At 36.4% G+C, this 17522-nt stretch carries 13 protein-coding genes and 2 pseudogenes; 5 read left to right on the top strand and 10 right to left on the bottom strand.

The window, feature by feature from the left end; all coding sequences use genetic code 11:
• Nucleotides 1-99: 99 nt before the first annotated feature.
• The 3 genes and pseudogenes from ACIQ38_RS15980 to ACIQ38_RS15970 all read right to left on the bottom strand — a co-directional run bounded on the left by ACIQ38_RS15980 (nucleotide 100) and on the right by ACIQ38_RS15970 (nucleotide 1326).
• On the bottom strand, nucleotides 100-504 hold the full coding sequence (locus tag ACIQ38_RS15980; RefSeq protein WP_402825093.1) for a (deoxy)nucleoside triphosphate pyrophosphohydrolase: 405 nt from the start codon (nucleotides 502-504) through the stop codon (nucleotides 100-102).
• Nucleotides 505-727: 223 nt separating this feature from the next.
• A pseudogene (locus ACIQ38_RS15975) lies at nucleotides 728-892 on the bottom strand (ankyrin repeat domain-containing protein); the annotation flags it as partial.
• A gap of 91 nt (nucleotides 893-983) precedes the next feature.
• A pseudogene (locus ACIQ38_RS15970) lies at nucleotides 984-1326 on the bottom strand (ankyrin repeat domain-containing protein).
• 501 nt (nucleotides 1327-1827) lie between these two features.
• Between ACIQ38_RS15970 and ACIQ38_RS15965 the strand changes: the two are divergent.
• Nucleotides 1828-3090: an ATP-binding protein gene (locus ACIQ38_RS15965; protein ID WP_402825090.1), complete on the top strand. Its 1263-nt coding sequence runs from the start codon at nucleotides 1828-1830 to the stop codon at nucleotides 3088-3090.
• A 37-nt stretch (nucleotides 3091-3127) separates the two neighbouring features.
• Nucleotides 3128-4429: an ATP-binding protein gene (locus tag ACIQ38_RS15960; protein ID WP_402825087.1), complete on the top strand. Its 1302-nt coding sequence runs from the start codon at nucleotides 3128-3130 to the stop codon at nucleotides 4427-4429.
• 18 nt (nucleotides 4430-4447) lie between these two features.
• Here the strand turns inward: ACIQ38_RS15960 and ACIQ38_RS15955 are convergent, their stop codons facing one another.
• The 4 genes from ACIQ38_RS15955 to ACIQ38_RS15940 form a co-directional block, all read right to left on the bottom strand.
• Nucleotides 4448-4732 carry a hypothetical protein gene (locus tag ACIQ38_RS15955; protein ID WP_402825084.1) on the bottom strand — a complete coding sequence of 95 codons (285 nt, stop codon included), beginning with the start codon at nucleotides 4730-4732 and terminating at the stop codon, nucleotides 4448-4450.
• Nucleotides 4733-4858: 126 nt separating this feature from the next.
• Complete coding sequence (locus ACIQ38_RS15950; RefSeq protein ID WP_402825081.1) at nucleotides 4859-5476, bottom strand: hypothetical protein; 618 nt, start codon at nucleotides 5474-5476, stop codon at nucleotides 4859-4861.
• Nucleotides 5477-5491: 15 nt separating this feature from the next.
• Nucleotides 5492-6670 (bottom strand): Alp7A family actin-like protein, encoded by a 1179-nt coding sequence (locus ACIQ38_RS15945; RefSeq protein ID WP_402825079.1) that lies wholly within the window; start codon nucleotides 6668-6670, stop codon nucleotides 5492-5494.
• 629 nt (nucleotides 6671-7299) lie between these two features.
• Nucleotides 7300-10449, bottom strand: coding sequence for a DEAD/DEAH box helicase (locus ACIQ38_RS15940; protein ID WP_483880210.1), 3150 nt, complete (start codon nucleotides 10447-10449; stop codon nucleotides 7300-7302).
• Between the two features lie 161 nt (nucleotides 10450-10610).
• Between ACIQ38_RS15940 and ACIQ38_RS15935 the strand changes: the two genes are divergently transcribed.
• Nucleotides 10611-11843 (top strand): mechanosensitive ion channel family protein, encoded by a 1233-nt coding sequence (locus ACIQ38_RS15935; RefSeq protein WP_402825076.1) that lies wholly within the window; start codon nucleotides 10611-10613, stop codon nucleotides 11841-11843.
• Nucleotides 11844-12380: 537 nt separating this feature from the next.
• A complete protein-coding gene (locus tag ACIQ38_RS15930) occupies nucleotides 12381-13268 on the top strand; it encodes a YsnF/AvaK domain-containing protein (protein WP_402825073.1) in 888 nt (295 codons plus the stop codon).
• Nucleotides 13269-13342: 74 nt separating this feature from the next.
• On the opposite strand, the gene hpaB is transcribed toward ACIQ38_RS15930, so the two are convergent.
• Nucleotides 13343-14776, bottom strand: coding sequence for a 4-hydroxyphenylacetate 3-monooxygenase, oxygenase component (gene hpaB / locus ACIQ38_RS15925; protein ID WP_402825070.1), 1434 nt, complete (start codon nucleotides 14774-14776; stop codon nucleotides 13343-13345).
• A 238-nt stretch (nucleotides 14777-15014) separates the two neighbouring features.
• On the opposite strand from hpaB, the gene ACIQ38_RS15920 reads away from it, so the two are divergent.
• Nucleotides 15015-15674: a Dph6-related ATP pyrophosphatase gene (locus tag ACIQ38_RS15920; protein WP_402825067.1), complete on the top strand. Its 660-nt coding sequence runs from the start codon at nucleotides 15015-15017 to the stop codon at nucleotides 15672-15674.
• Nucleotides 15675-15744: 70 nt separating this feature from the next.
• Here the strand turns inward: ACIQ38_RS15920 and ACIQ38_RS15915 are convergent, their stop codons facing one another.
• Both ACIQ38_RS15915 and ACIQ38_RS15910 read right to left on the bottom strand, forming a co-directional pair.
• Nucleotides 15745-16569 (bottom strand): ABC transporter permease, encoded by an 825-nt coding sequence (locus tag ACIQ38_RS15915; RefSeq protein ID WP_402825065.1) that lies wholly within the window; start codon nucleotides 16567-16569, stop codon nucleotides 15745-15747.
• A gap of 11 nt (nucleotides 16570-16580) precedes the next feature.
• Nucleotides 16581-17522, bottom strand: coding sequence for an ABC transporter permease (locus ACIQ38_RS15910; RefSeq protein WP_402825063.1), 942 nt, complete (start codon nucleotides 17520-17522; stop codon nucleotides 16581-16583).

Genomic DNA, 17522 nt, shown 5'->3' with positions numbered 1-17522 from the left:
AATTATATGTAATATTTACTTGAAAATTATGTGTATTTTCCAACCAATAAAAGCCATTCAAGTTTAGAAATGAATAACTCCTTGTAACTTACGTTCAAGTTAGTTTGTACTAGATGTTTCCACAAGCTTTTCAACTGCTGGTATATCAGCTGGTGCCCACTTAAGCGTTAATAATTTATTTCTAGAGAGCCATTTTATTTCAGCATGTTCTGTTGCGATAGGATTACCGAAAATAACTTTTGCCATATACGTTTCTAACCTTACAATAACTTCTTCATATTCATGTAAGGTATCTTCTATTTTATCAAATACTTCAATCGTACACTTCAACTCTTCTCTAATTTCTCTCTTTAGAGCTTCTTGCTTTGCCTCACCAACTTCAATCTTTCCCCCTGGAAACTCCCAATAGTTAGGAAGTGTCATTTCTGAGCTGCGTAAAGCACATAAGATTTCACCATGATTATTTTCAATAATCGCTCCAACAACATGTACACTTTTTTTCATTTTGTCACCTTTTCACTCTAATTATGATCCTGTGTAATAAATTCATTAAACCAGCTGGAACTAAACACTTATCGTATAGATTTTCTATAAACTATCGGCTTAAATTTTTGCCACTCTTCCTTTAATTCCTCCCATTGTACATCTTTCCATGGATTGAAACATGTTTGGCCGTTTTTATTAAACAAGAGATGATTGTTAATATAGTAGGCAGCATGTTGGATGTCATCATATCCAGCTTACCAGTTCTAGCCGCAACATGTAGCCAGGTTCCAAAAGGTGTTACAAAATCAAGCAGGCTTATATCTAAAATAATTATCTCTTTCACCCGTTCTATATCGTCACTTTTAATTAGATCATAGATTTTTATGGCTTTTTCTTTTTTATCCATATAATCCTCCGAACATATCTTTATTTTGTGAATGCTGCTTCATTCAACCTGTTCAACTCGTAACTTTTAGACTTATTCCCGGGGAAATATTTTATTCCTTTTCATCCAATCTTTGCTTTAGGTACTCAGCAATTTCTGTTTGCCTAAACTCTCTAGCATATTCATAGGCATTCATATCCTTAATATTTTCGCCAGTATATCTAGTTGAGATATCTATTCCTTTTTTAACTAGAAACTTAACTACTTCTTTATGTCCGCCATAATTTGCCCCAAATAATAGTTTCCCTTTTGCGTTAACCAAATCCTTTATGGACTAGATATTCTACTATTTCAAAATGCCCTTTCTTTGCTGCTATATGTAGCCAGGTTCCAAATGATGTCATTGTATGTAAGGACTCTGGATTATCGCCTATTAAACGCTTTACTTCTTTCATATCTCCAAGCTTAATAGCATTTCTTATAGTTTTGTTCAGACTTTTTCCCCCATAACATTCACTCCTGTATTCTACTATCTTGTATTAGCTACAGCTATAAGGCACATACACAATAATTTCACCATTAGGTATGTCACTTCCCACCCACAAGGCCAACATCTTTGTTTTTAAACTTCAAAGATTTTTCATACAAGTTATCTGATTTCCCATTAACTAATCGATTTAAAGAATACATCGTAAGTTCCCCCTCAACTTATTCCTGAATATCAATATAATCAAAAGAGAGAAATTCATTCATGTAATTGTAGTGATCATTAAAAAAGTCATATAATTCTTCATGCTGGGATACTAAATCTAAATTATATAATCGTTCAACAATACCTTCTGATTATGTGATTAGTTTATCCTCTTTAAATCTTCTGAATATTCGTTGATAAACATTGTATATTCCACATTCTTCCGTTACTATTAATTTATAAAAATTATCAGGAGATGTATATTTTGGGGATTATAACAATGCATTTTCTATTTAATCTTTCCTTATTAATGATTTTATTTTTTATTTTTTTTCTATTAAATAAGAGGGTCGGTAGTATCCATTTACATAAACGAGCAAGCTTATTTTATTTTGTTGTTTCGTTAATACTATGTTCTCTATTTTCTTACCCCATACAAAGTGGGTATGTTCTAGATTTAAGGATAATTCCTTTTTTATTGGGTGGCCTCTATTTGAGGTTCAGTCCTATATTAGGACTTTTGGTTATATTCTTTCGAGCATTCCATGGAATAGATATTGGATTCTTTATAGGAGTTGCATTTTATACCGTATTTAGTCTTTTTATATGGTATATTTCTCCTTGGTTTTTAAAACTCACTTCTAATATACGAATACTTTTTTCCACCGGTATTACTTTACTGATAAGTATTGGCACATTCACCATAGCACTAAATAAAGTATCTCCTGATCAATTGCTAGACATATTCATCGCCTATTCAATAGTTCCACCGCTTGGGGTTGCCATGATTTCGGCCTTCTTTGAAATAAGAGAAAAAAATCAACAGTTGCAACAACAGCTAGTCATCGAAGAGAAGTTGGCTGCACTCGAACAAATGGGGGCTGCAATATCTCATGAAATTAGAAATCCATTAACTACAGCAATTGGATATATCGAGCTCCTCGATCAATTTTCTTTTGATCGTAATAATAGTAAAAAGTATCTCACCATTATCAAAGATGAATTAGATTCTGCAGAAGGTATCATACAAGATTACTTGACCTTTTCTAAACCAATTATTGAATCAATAGAAGAATTAGATATTCAGAAAGAACTAACGCATATATTAAAATTACTACTTCCTCTGGCTAATTATCATTCAGTAAAGGTTTCTACTGATTTTTCTACCTCTGAAACTATCCAAGGAGATAAATCAAAATTCCATCAATGCTTTGTTAATATTATTAGAAGTTCGATCGAATCCATGCCTTATGGTGGTGCATTAACGATAAAGACGATTGCTACTCAGAACAAGATAATTATTTCTATACAAGATACAGGAATCGGATTGAGTAAAGAACAGATTAAACGTATAGGAGAACCACATTATTCTACTAAGGGACCCAAAGGCACTGGCCTCAGCATGATGGTTGCTTACAGTATTTTACGTGCTATGAGGGGAACAATTGATGTTCAAAGTGAGATTGGCAAAGGCACCATCTCCCAGTTTCATTTTAAGCGGCAGAAAACTAAGGTAAATAGAAGATGAATCTTTTTTGCATACATAATATCGGAGGAATTGAACCTTGGAATTAACAGTATATTTCTTTTTCAACTTATCCTTGTTAATCGTATTACTATTTTCAGGATTTCTATGGGCAGAAAAGTCAAAAAAATTTTGGTCTTACCGAACACTTTTTATCATCTATTTACTAATTAGTTTAACACTCTGTTTTATTTTTACTTATCAAATAGAAGGCATTAATGTCCTTTTTGGTTTACGAAAGGTTCCGTTCATTGTCGGTAGTTTATATATGGGATTAGGTCCTTTTTTGGCTGCATTCATTATGCTTGTAAGAGGTTTTTTGGGAATTGACTATGGTTTTTGGAGTACCGTCCTTTATTATGGAGGGTTTGCTATTCTCTTTTGGCGAATCTCTCCATGGTTTTTAAAACGCTCTCCCAAGCAGCGGATTCTTTTTTCCGTAGGCGTAACATTTCTATTCAGTTTTGTCCAAACTTTTACGCTGGGAATCTGGAACTTGCCTCATAGTAGCATCAAAGTTTTGTTTATATTTTTAGTCATTCAACCAATTGGAGTGGGAATTATTTCTTATATTGTTGAAGAAATTATTATGTCTATTCAATTGCGCCAACGCACGATGAAATCCAAACGGTTGGAGGCTGTTGAACGAATGGGTGCAGCTATTAGTCATGAAATTCGTAATCCGTTGACAGTAGCAATTGGTTTTGTTCAACTTTTACAAAATGATGCTATTTCAAAAGAAAACCATAGTCATTACCTCTCCATTATTAAAAATGAACTGAAATCTGCTGAAAGAGTCATCCAAGAGTATTTGAATTTCTCTAATCCAGAAATTAAATCAATGGAACCCCTAGTTGTTCAAGAAGAACTAAAAGTGGTAGTTCAATTGCTACAACCAATGGCAAAACAAAATTCAGTCAAAATAGTTTCTATTTTTTCACAGGGAGAGGAGATTGAAGGAGACAAACAAAAATTTCATCAGTGCCTTGTAAATATTATGAAAAATGCAATAGAAGCAATGCCGAATGGGGGCACATTAACGGTTGAAACGGAGAGCACACCAACAACTGTAAGTATTCTCATTAAAGATACTGGTACAGGCATGACACTTGAACAAGTGACCCGTTTAGGTGAGCCCTATTATTCAACAAAGGGAAGTAAGGGAACAGGTCTCGGAATTATGGTAGTGTATAGTATCGTACGTGCTATGAATGGTACAATTCATGTAGAAAGTGAAATTGGAGAAGGAACGACATTTATATTCACATTCCCTTCCTTATCCCCTACTTATCTAGAACCGGCAGAAACAGAGGAAACTGAGAAAGAACTTGTTGTGAGTTGATAGTTTGTAGTACAGGTTCTAATACAATTTAAAATTGTTTGAGAACCTGGCACTCTGCCATCTATCTGAGAGAGTAACTGTCGGTGACTTACCAACTTTCTCTTTATATTCTGGAATATTTTGCTTTGTCCACTCATTTATTACTCCATGATGATTTTCGAGACCGTGCTTTCCATTTGCAGGACGATAAGAAACTACATCATACTCTTTTACAACTTTTTCCTTACCCTTAACTCCACTCGCCACACTAGCCATGGATATCAACTTTCCATCCACTACTTCTAAACTAGTATCTACTGCCAACTTGTCTTCCTCTACTTCAAACACTTGCTAATCATAGATATTATCAAAACAGTATCAATAAAAAATTCGCCTTAAACCAGCTCTTACTGATTTAAGGCGAATTCTACTCTTTAATAAACTGTATTGTCACTTATTCATCCTCGACAGAAAGTCCCCAAGTAAATCATCTAAGCTTTCGGTTTCGACATTTTCTTCTGAATCTTCTTCAGTAGACGCATGCTCATGTTTTACTTGTTCCCAGTCAAAATTCATCAAATCATCTTCTAGTTCGTCAGCAAGAATTTCTTGTTGATTCTCTTCTGGTTCTGTCGAATTATTTGCGTAAGGACTTGTATCTAGATCATTTTTTACAGTTTCCGTTGGCTCGGTTTGTAAATACAGGGCTTGGTCGATATCTAAAGCATTGCTGTTAAGAGAGGCAAGAATAGACATTGCCCGAACAGGATCTGACAACAAATGATAGACTATATTTCCTAGCATTGCTTCTGAATGTGCGTGTTTTAGCCAATTTCGCTGTTCTTTCGTTAGCTGTTTTGGCATTGGAATGGTGATTGTTTCTCTATCCTTGGATATGGAATTACTCACACCATCCATAACAAACTCGGCTATTTTGCTAGAAAAGTTTCTTCTCTCTGTTTCTTTTAACTTTTGCATTTGCTTTAAAATGTGATCAGGAGTATCAGAAGGAAGACGGAACGTAATAGCCTGTCCTCTCTGAATACTTGGATTCCCCGACTTTTCCATGAAATCACCCTATTTTTATACTTTTTGTGCCGTTGCCTCAGCTTTTTTTGTCTCTTTCGTATTCTTTCTGACAAAATCAGAGATTAATTTATGATAAGCGTTTGCCATCATCCAAATACTCTCTTTTTCGTCTTCAAAGAATTCTATATTATAGCCATTTAAGTTGTTATTTAGCGTTTTAATATAATCTTTTAATACGATGGACCCGCCACCTACGAAATAGCAGATCTCTGTTTGGGAATTTTTTTGCCAAACATTACGCAAATGACGATATTCTTTTTTCGCTAAATCTAAAAGAATTCGATCTGTAATATCGTGAACACTTGTACGACTACCATTCACCATAATATGATTTCGATCATTTTTTCTAGTGATAATATCTACAACATCTCTACGACTGTCTAATTCCACACCATGTTTTAATCTAATTTCTTCTCGAATAGATTCTAGTGCTTCAGATACACCTAGATTGAATCCCTGTGCTTTATCGTCGTCCACATTACGATTCTTAATGACTGCCACATCAGTTGATAGGCCACCAATATCTTGAATAAGGATACTTTTGTCTACTAATTCTCTATTAATAATGTTTAAATTATTATCCATTACTAGATTAATATATGCTGCAAATCCTTCTGGATATATTTTAACTTCTTCAAATTTAATATTTACTTTTAACCCTTGGTATTTAGGCGTTACTAAAAATTCAACTTGGTGAACAGATCCTAACAACTGCGAACGATAACCTACGTCTTTTCCTTCTTTTACTTCACGAAGTGGTAGACCAGTACCTAGCGTATAGTTCGCATCAATTACATTATTATTCTTTTTAAAAACTGTTGAATTTTCTTCTCTAACTGCATCTAAAGCTAAAGTTGCAAATAGCATAACTAATGTTTGATCTTCCTCTGATTTGTTGCTACCAGGGTCTAATTCAGTTGCATTATCACTTTTTGTTGCTAAGCTACCAACACGATAAATTATATTATTTTCTTTTAAGGCAGGGGAGTGTACTTTAATATGAATTCCTTCAATTGGATCCTTATCATTCAATTCCTCAATACCTATAACTGGTCTGTCTTCTGTTGATACTGCAATTACATTGGGAATGTTTAGTTCATAATCTAGTTTTCCAAATAAAGCTTTAACTGAATCATTTCCTACATCGATTGCACAAACTCTTGAACTGTTCATCAAATCATCCCTTCATTTATAGGTTCTACCATTTAAAGGTTATCGTACTGGCATAGCTCCGTCAATCCAACAAAAGGTGTATTCGAATTGTAAACATTCAGACTATTTTTGTATACAAACAACCTAACTTTGTACACTTGTAAACTATATTGTAAACAAGCTATATAACGGCATGTACACGCGTTTGTTTACAAGTATACATTATTGTATTCAAAATGTTTTCTTTTTGTATACTTGTATACGTTTTGCATACTTTAAATTAAATTAACAAAAAAGATTTTCAATTAGAAAATTAGTCCCCCACCCTACTCCCACTTCTGAAACAATTTATCCATAGAATCAGAAGATAAATTATGAGTTATTAAAGAAATCAGCAGAACGACCGTTTGGGTATAATTACTTTTCACTCTTATTACGCTTTTTAAGGGTGTTTATAGGCTTTGGAATAGTTTATAACCTTTTATATGGAGTTTTAATTTTAAAGACCATAGAAAGGATAATTTAAAGTTGAAATGGAACTGGCACTTCGAGAAAACTACCAATTCCATTCAAAAATTTATTGTTTAAATATAAAAAATCCAAGATAAGCGATTAATGCTTAACTTGGATCACTCTTCTATTAAAAATTTTTATTCAATCATCAATATCTCTTTAATATCCTCTTCCGTCATAGAAGTCAGTGCATCATGTCCCGAGTGAATAACTTCATCAATGAGGCTTTTCTTTTTGTGTTGTAGTTGCGTGATTTTCTCTTCAATTGTGCCCTTTGCTATTAAACGAATGATATGCACTTCGTTTTCTTGCCCCATTCGGTGAGCACGGTCCGCAGCCTGTTGCTCCACTGCGGGATTCCACCACAGGTCATAAAGAATAACTGTGTCTGCTCCTGTCAGATTCAGTCCAGTCCCTCCTGCTTTTAGCGAAATTAGAAATAGATCCCCTTCTCCCTTATTAAAACGCTCACATAATTCTACTCGTTCCTCAGATAATGTTTGTCCATCTAAGTAGAAATAAGGTTTTCCTTCACGTATGAGTTGCCTTCTAATAATTCCTAGCATCTCTGTAAACTGAGAAAAGATGAGCACACGTCTACCCGATATGCGGCATTCCTCTAAGAGCTCCATCAATTGTTCAAATTTAGCTGAGCTTCCCTTATAACCTTCTACAAAAAGAGTTGGATGACAGCATAATTGGCGAAGTCTTGTTAACCCGGCCAATATTCGTATACGATTTCTTTGGAGTTCGCCTTTTTTCAAATGCTTCAATGCATCCTGTTTAAGTTCGGCTAAATAAGCTGCGTATAAGGTTTTTTGCTCCATTTGTAATTCGGAATATAGCATCGTTTCTGTCTTCTTTGGTAATTCCTTTAGTACATCTTGTTTCATCCTACGTAATATAAATGGGCGTACACGTTTTGCTATATCTTCACGTCTTAATTCGCTAAATGGTCTTCTGCCAGGCAATAGCTCAGGAAACACAACGTGGAATATAGACCAGAGCTCGTCTAATTCGTTCTCTATAGGCGTCCCTGTAAGGGCAAAGCGATATTCTGCTTGAATCATCTTTACTGCTTTTGCTGTTTTAGTTAGAGGGTTTTTAAACGCTTGTGCTTCGTCTACAAACAGCGTATGAAAAAGACGATTTCGGTATAGCTCCGTATCCATTCTAAGCGTTGGATACGAGGTAATTATTACATCGGCATGATATGCCTGTTTCCACAATTCACTTCTCTTTGTTTTATTGCCATCTATCACTTGCACTTGAATATGCGGTGTGAACTTTTCTAGCTCATTTCTCCAGTTGTATATTAGCGAGGCTGGGCATACGATTAACACAGGTAAATTGCGCTTACGTATGTCAGGAAGCACAGATTCTATGAAAGCTATACTTTGCAGTGTTTTACCAAGTCCCATGTCATCGGCAAGGATACCGCCGAATTTGTATTTTGCTAGTAGTTGGAACCACCTGAATCCTACTTTTTGATAATCTCGAAGGATCTCTTCCAAAGGGATTGGACCAGCCAATTCTAAGTTTTCAGGATCATGTAAGTTTTTCATCAGCTTTGCAAATTTTTCACCTGGCTCCACCAAGTCATTTTGGTCCAAAGAGTCGATCATTTGCATACCTTTTATTAACGGAACTCGAATTTCATCTTCCATCGTGTCCGCTGTAATTCCCATATCAATGATAAAGCTAGCTAAGGCTTGGTATTCTGGCGTCTCCAGTGAAACTAAGTTGCCACCCGGTATGCGGTAAAATTTCCGTTTTTCTTCTATGGAAGCCATCAGTCGCTGGATTTCCTTTTCCGAAATTTCTTTTAGATCAAACTTAAACTCCAACCAATCCGTTCGCTCTTTTACTTCCACTCTTATCCGCGGACCAATATATCCTTTTTGGACACGCATTTTCACGGCAGTCGAAGCATAAATTTGTACCCATTTTTCCATACTTCCAAGTACATGATACAAAAAATGGTACTCTGCTTCCTCTTCATATAAAAAAAATCCACCTTCTGTTTGCGTAAAGGAGTTTTCCTCCAGTAAACGAAGGATTTGAAGCTCCTTGTTACGCTGACGTCTTATTCCCGGATAATGTGAAAATGTTCCTTCCGTTTCTTCACAAGGATTAATGATTAAATGTCCATAATGAAACTCCAATCCTACTAGTAACCGGTGCTTCACTCGGTCAAGAAACATCTTAATACGAAGGGGTGTCTCCCCTAATCGTTTGGAAATCGAATCCGCCATATCCACGGTCCCGAGCTTCATTAAACCTGGTATTACTTTCTCCATAAAATGATCTATCTGATTTTCCGAGATGACGAGTTGGTGTTTTCCTGACTTATCCAGCATCGTTTTCAATTCTGCCAAGCGATCACATTCTTCTTTAGGAAACTTATATAGCTCTCCATCTGAAAGCACATAGCCATAAGCCTTTAAAACAGTGATTTGATCAAGCCCTTTAACATTTAACAGATAGTCGGACTTATTTCCTTCCTCAAATGCAAAACTTAAAGAAAGCTCTTTTCCTATATGGACCCCTTCATAAATCTGTCCACCGTGGATAAATTTAACGGCCGGTGCCTTTTTCAATAAAAGAAGGAGCTGCTCCCAATCGGAAGCAGAAATAAGCATTAGTCCATCTTGCAAAGCAGCTTTACTTTTTATTCGCTGGCTTTTCATAAGAAATTGAAGCACTTCATCCGTTTCTCTTGGAAAACTGTAGAGCTCTGGCACATACATCAAACCCTTAGCATATTCAAACGGTTCTCGAGTTTCTAATGCACTCAAAAACTTTGTTATATGCGAAACCGAATACAAAGAGTGGCTGCCCATTCTTATCTGTATTCCTAATGCATACTCCCCTTCACTTTGATAAACAGGGCGGCATGTAAATTCCACATGAAATGGCTTTCTTTTATCAAAATGTAGTTGCTTACCTGTAGGTGTGGAAGTTCGACCTTCGAATAAATCCAGCATTTTGGCTGCCAAATGATCCTCTACTTGCTGCTTCTCTTCAATAGCGATCATGACCGCTGCAATATGTTGGCAGTATGTCTGCACAAAGCTCACCTGTGGGCATGTACAAGTAGCTACTATTTTGCCACCAGGGGCAGCCTTTACCATGACAGCGAAGTTGTCCCCCGCTTTCACACTTGCATCGATTACCGAGCTGTCTTTTGGAAAGGAATGAAGTTTAACTTTATCCGCCTGAAAATAAGCCTTACCCTTTTTAAAAGCGGTAACGCCGCATAGTTTTTTAATTTTTGTTTCATTCATCGAAAAGTTCATCATGTATTCCTTTCTCGATTATTGTTACGTATCTTTTCTCGTTCTGATTGACTATATTTTAGCATGTTTCGACTGGGAGTATGGAACAAGGTGAAGAACAGTCAATTCTGATATACTTGTTTTTATGTCATTCGGGTGGAGTGAAATAGATGGCTTTCATTAATAACCAACTTTTAAAATATAATATGGATCCTACCTTAGCGGGGTATCTTTCCATTGTTATCATGCTTCTTTTCATCATAATTTTATGTATTGTAGCTAATTTTATCACTAAAAAAGTAGTAATCAGGATAATCTCTAAAATTGTAAATAATACGAAATTCCAATGGGATAATATGCTTTTGGAAAGAAAAGTTTTTCATAAGCTATCCCATATAGTTCCTGCAATTATTATTTACCGCTTTGCCTCCACTTTTTCATCCTATCAAGATTTGATAGAAAAGGGTGCGATGGCATATTTAATCATTATGGGATTGGTACTTATTAGTGCCTCTTTAAATGCAATGAATGATACTTATCAAACGTATGAAATCTCTAAAACGAAGCCTATTAAAGGATATATTCAAGTAGTTAAAATTATCGTTATAATAATAGGCGTTATTTTAATAATCGCAAACTTAGTCGGCAAAAGCCCACTTATTCTTCTAAGTGGAATTGGTGCGCTCTCTGCTGTATTCATGTTAGTTTTTAGAGACTCATTATTAGGACTTGTTGCAGGAATTCAGTTATCGACCAATGATATGGTTCAAGTTGGAGACTGGATTGAAATGCCTAAGTACGGGGCAAACGGGGATATTATTGATATCTCTTTAGTTACAGTCAAGGTGCAAAATTTCGATAAAACGGTGACGATGATTCCAAGCTATGCGCTAATATCCGATTCTTTTATCAATTGGCGAGGCATGCAAAAATCTGGAGGACGACGGATCAAACGGTCCTTATTTATCGATACAAACAGTATTACGTTTTGTACAGAGGAGATGATAAATAACTTTAAAGATATCCATTATCTTTCGGATTATATCGTCTCTAAAGAGCGTGAAATTGAGGAATTCAATACAAAGAACAAAATTAGTAAGAGCAGTCCGGTAAATGGAAGGGCACTTACGAATATTGGCGTGTTTAGAGCGTATATTAGCAATTACATTCAACATCACCCTGGTATCAATCAGGAAATGACTTTGATGGTAAGACAGTTAGCACCTAGCGAACACGGGCTACCATTGGAAATATACGCTTTTACAAATAGTGTGCAATGGACAGTGTACGAAACGGTACAAGCCGATATATTTGACCATCTTTTTGCCATAGCACCCGAGTTCGGAGTTCAACTATTCCAGAGTCCATCTGGTAATGATTTAAAAGTATTTGCAGATAAATGAAGACGGGCTAGTACTGAAAAACTCAGTACTAGCTCGTTTTTTGTATTAATAGACTCTGTTTTAAGAGATTAGAAACTTTTTAAAACTTTTTTCTAAATTCAAGTATAAAAGTTAAATAGATTGACTATATTGTTAGTAGATTACAAGATTTAGAAGGAGGTCGAAAATGATGAACCCATTTGAATTACCAGAACAATTACCAGAAACATTGGAAGAATTGTTAATGTTGCTTTTACAAACAGTTGTCGCATAGGAGAGATTTAGATTATAAATATTATTTGGAAACATAGAAAAGTAGATATTTCTACTTGTTGGAGTAGAAATATCTACTTATTCATTTTAATACATACCTAATTTTCGAAAAGTTATATTCCCTTTTAAATTCTTCCTTTCCCCATTCTTCTCAATATCCTGTGTTATATCCATATTCCTAATTTTCCTATACTCCCTTCCCTTTTTGTTTAATCCTAGATGCTGCTGGGTACTCTATAAAACAAGCAAGATATCAAATCTATAAATCATTGGAGGAAAACTATAATGGCAGATAAAAAATATGTTGGATCATTCAGAACGGAACAGGAAGTATTGAATAAAATTAAAGAGTTAAAAAGCGAAGGTTATGTCGAAAATGATATTTATGTAGTGACTAACGATAAAGATTCCTTATCAATTGTTCGCGGTCAGACGGATGTAGATCTCGTGTCCGCTGATGGAAACTGGTTAGACAAGTTTATTGCCTTTATGAGCGGTGATGAACCTGTCCGTGCTGCATTTTACGACATGGGCTTTACAGAAGAAGAGTCGCAACGCTACTACAGTCAGATTAAAGACGGGTCAATTCTTCTTTACGTAGACAAGGATTACGGGACCATTTACGATCGCCAACATATCGACTTGGGATCAGGTTATACGGGTACCAATATCGAGTCTACCGATACAGCTTTTGTTGGGGATAACGCCCAAGAAGAACGTTTGCAACTTCATGAAGAGCGTTTATCGATTGACAAAGAACGCCACCAATCAGGTGAAGTAAACGTTGATAAATACGTTGTAGAAGAGGAAGAGACTGTTGAGGTTCCCGTTGAACGCGAGGAAGTGTATATTGAAAGACGCGCTGTCGATGCAGAAACTGCCGCTGGAGAAGTGTTCGATGATGGTGAGAATATTCATATCCCTATCATGGAAGAACGAGTGGAAGTGACCAAACGCCCTGTCGTAAATGAGGAAATTGTGGTAGGTAAGAAAAAAGTAAAAGATACAGAAACAGTTAGCGAGACGGTTCGTCGCGAACAAGCAGATATTCACCGAACAGATGGAATGACTAATGTTTCGGATCCCAATCTAGAGAATAGAGCTTTGGATAATGACCCTTTAGAGGAAAATATATTAGGTCATGATACATTAGATAAACGTGATAAGCTGTAATTGATATCAGCAGACCAACCTGTGATAAGTGTCCCAACCATTATGAATGGTTGGGATTTTTAGTTTGAATGGAATCACTCTAATATTCCCTTCACCCTCTCGACGTACGGTACTTTATTGTACGATTGATATAATTGACCAGAAAGTCTTATAGGATCCCCAAAGAAAAAGCGCTCGTATAGCGTTTGGCGTGTGCCGAAAGGGCTCATCGTTAAATCCCATGCTAGACGAAAGAGTTTGACACGTTCTCTCGCATTTTCTCCTTTAGATTGTAAATATTGGTCTAAATCTTTTCGGATAGGTGACTGAAAATCCTGTTCGGTTGGAATAGTCATCAAACCACTTGCGCCTAAAAGCTGAATGATTTCAGTGAATCTTGGATAGATGCGTGGAAAAATATTTATGCCTACGAGCAATGTTGTACTATCTGGTCGCATAAAACCCCATTCATCCAATTTTGCCTCGACTTCTGATTTAATGACTAATGCTTTCATCGTTTCAAGTCCCACTATAATCTCGGATATCTTTTCTTGTACATGCTTGTATTCTGATATATTTATCGTATTGACGATGGACTGGGCGATACCTAATATAAATTCTGTTTTTATAATTTGTCTCGAAATCACTTGATGTAGTGCAAACGCTTGAAAAGAGCTAGTTATTTGAAAGCTGTTCGCAACCGCTGAATTATTATAATAAAATATACGTTCCCACGGTACTAACACATCATCAAACACAACGATACTGTCCGTTTCCTCAAAACGTGAACTTAATGGACAATTAAACACGGATTCTCCACCTACAAATGATTCCCTACAAATAAATTTTAAGCCTTTACTATTACTTGGGATGGCAAACGCAAATCCACCCTCCTCGTCCAACATTCCCCCTGGTGAAAGAACCAAAATTTCGTCTGTAATTCCCCCTTGGGTTGCAAGTAATTTAGCCCCTTTTATAATAATCCCTTCTGCGTTTCGATCAACAATATTTGCAACAATAGGCTCACTGTTTTTCTCAAAATAATATTGTGTCCTATTCACTTGTGGATCTATAAAAGTATGTGTCATCGATAGATCATGTTCACGTGCATATTCATAGAACGATTGCAAATGTTCAGGAAAACAGTTCTTCTTCCCTTTCAACAGCCCAGAAGAGGATGCGAACGCCATTAATGTTGTGTTCATATAGTCCGGGCTTCTTCCCATCAGCCCATTATTTGTTCTCGCCCACTGTTGGATCATATTTCGTCTTTTAACTAAATCTTCTTTCGTTTTAGGTTGGAAATAAGACATACCTACTAGTTCCCCTGTAGATGGAGACGGATAAGTCATTGTCTCTTTTAACGACGTATCATGTTGTAAATCGTACAAATTTGCTTGACTCTTTATAATCCCTTGGAATGCAGGATGCTCCGAAATATTTCCATTAACAGGTTCCCCATTAATCCATACTTCCGTTTTTAACTTATCAATCCTTTCTATATATTGCTTTCCCGTAATCGCTGACATACATCCACTCCTCGATTGTACAAGCTAATCGTTCTGTACTTCTTTAGATGTATATTATTAATCGTTGCTTATGATTGTTACACAGGTTGGAGTAGAATGTATAATCAGTTCATATAAGGGATTTTTATGGTTGCTCTCCATTGCTGATTGATTTCAACCATTTGGTTCCACCACAAATCTTTGTAGGTTGGAATAAATCAATTAATCATGTAACTTAGTAGTAAAGGGGGAATGGGATATGCAGAATGCAAGTTTTGTAGCTTCATGGAGTGGTGGAAAGGATTCAGCTCTTGCTTACTACCGGGCATTGCAATTAGGAATGGTGCCGAAAAAAGTGCTGACAATGTTTGAAGAAGATGGGGAAATTTCTAAGTCACATGCGCTTCCTTTAGAAGTGGTACAAGCCCAAGTAGACAGACTGGGAGTACCTTTATTAACAAAAGCAGCTAGTTGGGGTACATATGAAAATCAGTTTACAAACGCAATGGATGCTTGCCGGAAAGAAGGCATTACACACGGGGTGTTTGGCGATATTGATCTAGAAGGACACTTGGAGTGGGTGCAAAAGACGTGCGCGAAGTCAAATATTGAAGCTGTACATCCCCTTTGGCAGATGACACGAAAATCAGTTGTGGACGAGTTACTAGCCGAGGGGTTTGAAGCCTGGATTGTTGTCGTAAATACATCGATGATGCCTGCTAAATACGTTGGAAAAAGATTAACGAAGGAGATTGTAGAGGAACTCGAACTCGCTGGCATAGATGCTTGTGGAGAGAATGGGGAGTTTCATACGGTCGTTGTGAATGGACCGATTTTTTCTTCGCGTGTTCCGGTTGCGATTGGGGAACCAGTTGAAAAAGGAAATTATGTATTTACACCAGTGACTTTGGAAGTTTAATTAATTGATGATATATGTAGAACAGGACAAACCGGTTTTTAATCATTAAAAACTGGTTTGTCCTGTCTAGTTAGTTGGAGCGAGGATCCATAATATCTCTTATGGCGTTGCTCAGCATATAAAATCCTAAAACCATAAAAGTAATCGAAATACCTGGAGCATATGTGTACCAAGGTGAACTTGTTAAATAAGCTTGTGAGTCTTTTAACATACGTCCCCAGCTCGGGTTAGGAGGCTGAACACCTAGTCCTAGATAACTTAGTGCCGCTTCGGCTAGCATAGCAACTCCAAAACTTACCGATGCAGCTACAATTAGTGGCGATGAAACATTCGGTAAAATATGTCTAAACATAATTTTAAAAGGCTTCACACCTATCAACTTTGCTGATAAGACATATTCAAATTCTTTGTGCTGGATAAAACCACTTCTAGCGATTCTCGCTATGCTAGGAATTGCTATAATGCCGAGAGCAATCGATGTATTGACAATTCCCGGTCCAAATACAGCAACTAACATAAGTGCCAAGATGATACCTGGAAAAGCCATTAATGCATCCATAATTCGCATGAATACCTCATCGACCCAACCACCTACATAACCAGCTACTCCTCCAATTAACGTGCCAAAAATGACACCGATGCTAACAGTTAAAGTTCCAACAAAAAAGGCAGTTTGGGTTCCTTTCATAATTCGACTAAAAATATCTCTTCCGAATTCATCCGTACCAAACCAATGTTCACTACTTGGACCTTTTAACTTATTGGCAACATTCATAACGTTAATATCATAAGGTGTATAGAAAAAACTCAAAACCATTAAAACAAAAAAAGTTAGTAATATGAGGAGGCCCAAGACTAAATTTATATTTTTGGCATGACTCATTAATGTTTTCATTCAAGTCCTCCTTAATTTAACCGTATTCGAGGATCTAGTACTGAGTATAAAACATCCACTAAGAAATTAATTAAAACAACAATAAATGTGATATACATAACGATTCCTTGTACTAGTGGGAAATCCCGATAACTGATGGAAGTAATAAGTAACTGACCGATTCCAGGTAAAGAAAATACTTGTTCCACAATGATGGTTCCCGCTACAACCTCTGCGGTTATTAAACCGAAAATCGTCAATATAGGAATCATTGAATTTCTTAACACATGCTTATACATCACGAACTTTTCTGTGATACCTTTACTTCGAATCGTTCGAACATAATCTAATCGCAGTTGTTCTAGTATTGCATTTCTCACGTAGCGAAATTTAACGGCTATTTGCGGGATTGCTATCGTGAGTGCTGGTAACAGTAAAGCACCGAGCGCACCTACTACACTTTGTGTCCAAGGAACGTAGCCACTTATAGTGAAGAAGCTAAAATTCATCCCTAAGTATAAGATTAATAACATCCCTAACCAGAAGGATGGAATTGCCATACCTAGCTGTGTTGCGGAAGACAAAACAACATCGCTTAGCTTGTTTTGTCTTTTAGCAACGAATATGCCAAGAGGAATTGCAATAATGACGACTATAAGTAAGGTAATTATAGCTAGGGAAATAGTGACCGGCAACCGGTCCGCGAGCAATTCTGTTACAGGTCTTGAAAAACGAATAGAATCTCCTAAATCTCCAGTTACTAAACCTTTTACCCAGTCCATATATTGAACGTAAAGCGGCTGATCTAATCCAAGTTGCTTCTTTAGTGTTTCTACTTGTGTTTCATCCGCTTCTGTTCCTAACATAATGCGTATAGGATCGCCCGGCATTACTTGGAAAACTGAAAAAGTGATTAGAGATACAAGCACCATCGTGACGACAAATAGTATAATTCTGCGAATGATATATGCCAT

The organism is Psychrobacillus sp. NPDC096389, assembly GCF_044762855.1.
Taxonomy (GTDB): Bacteria; Bacillota; Bacilli; order Bacillales_A; family Planococcaceae; genus Psychrobacillus.
This window is presented reverse-complemented; position numbering and strand designations above follow the sequence as displayed.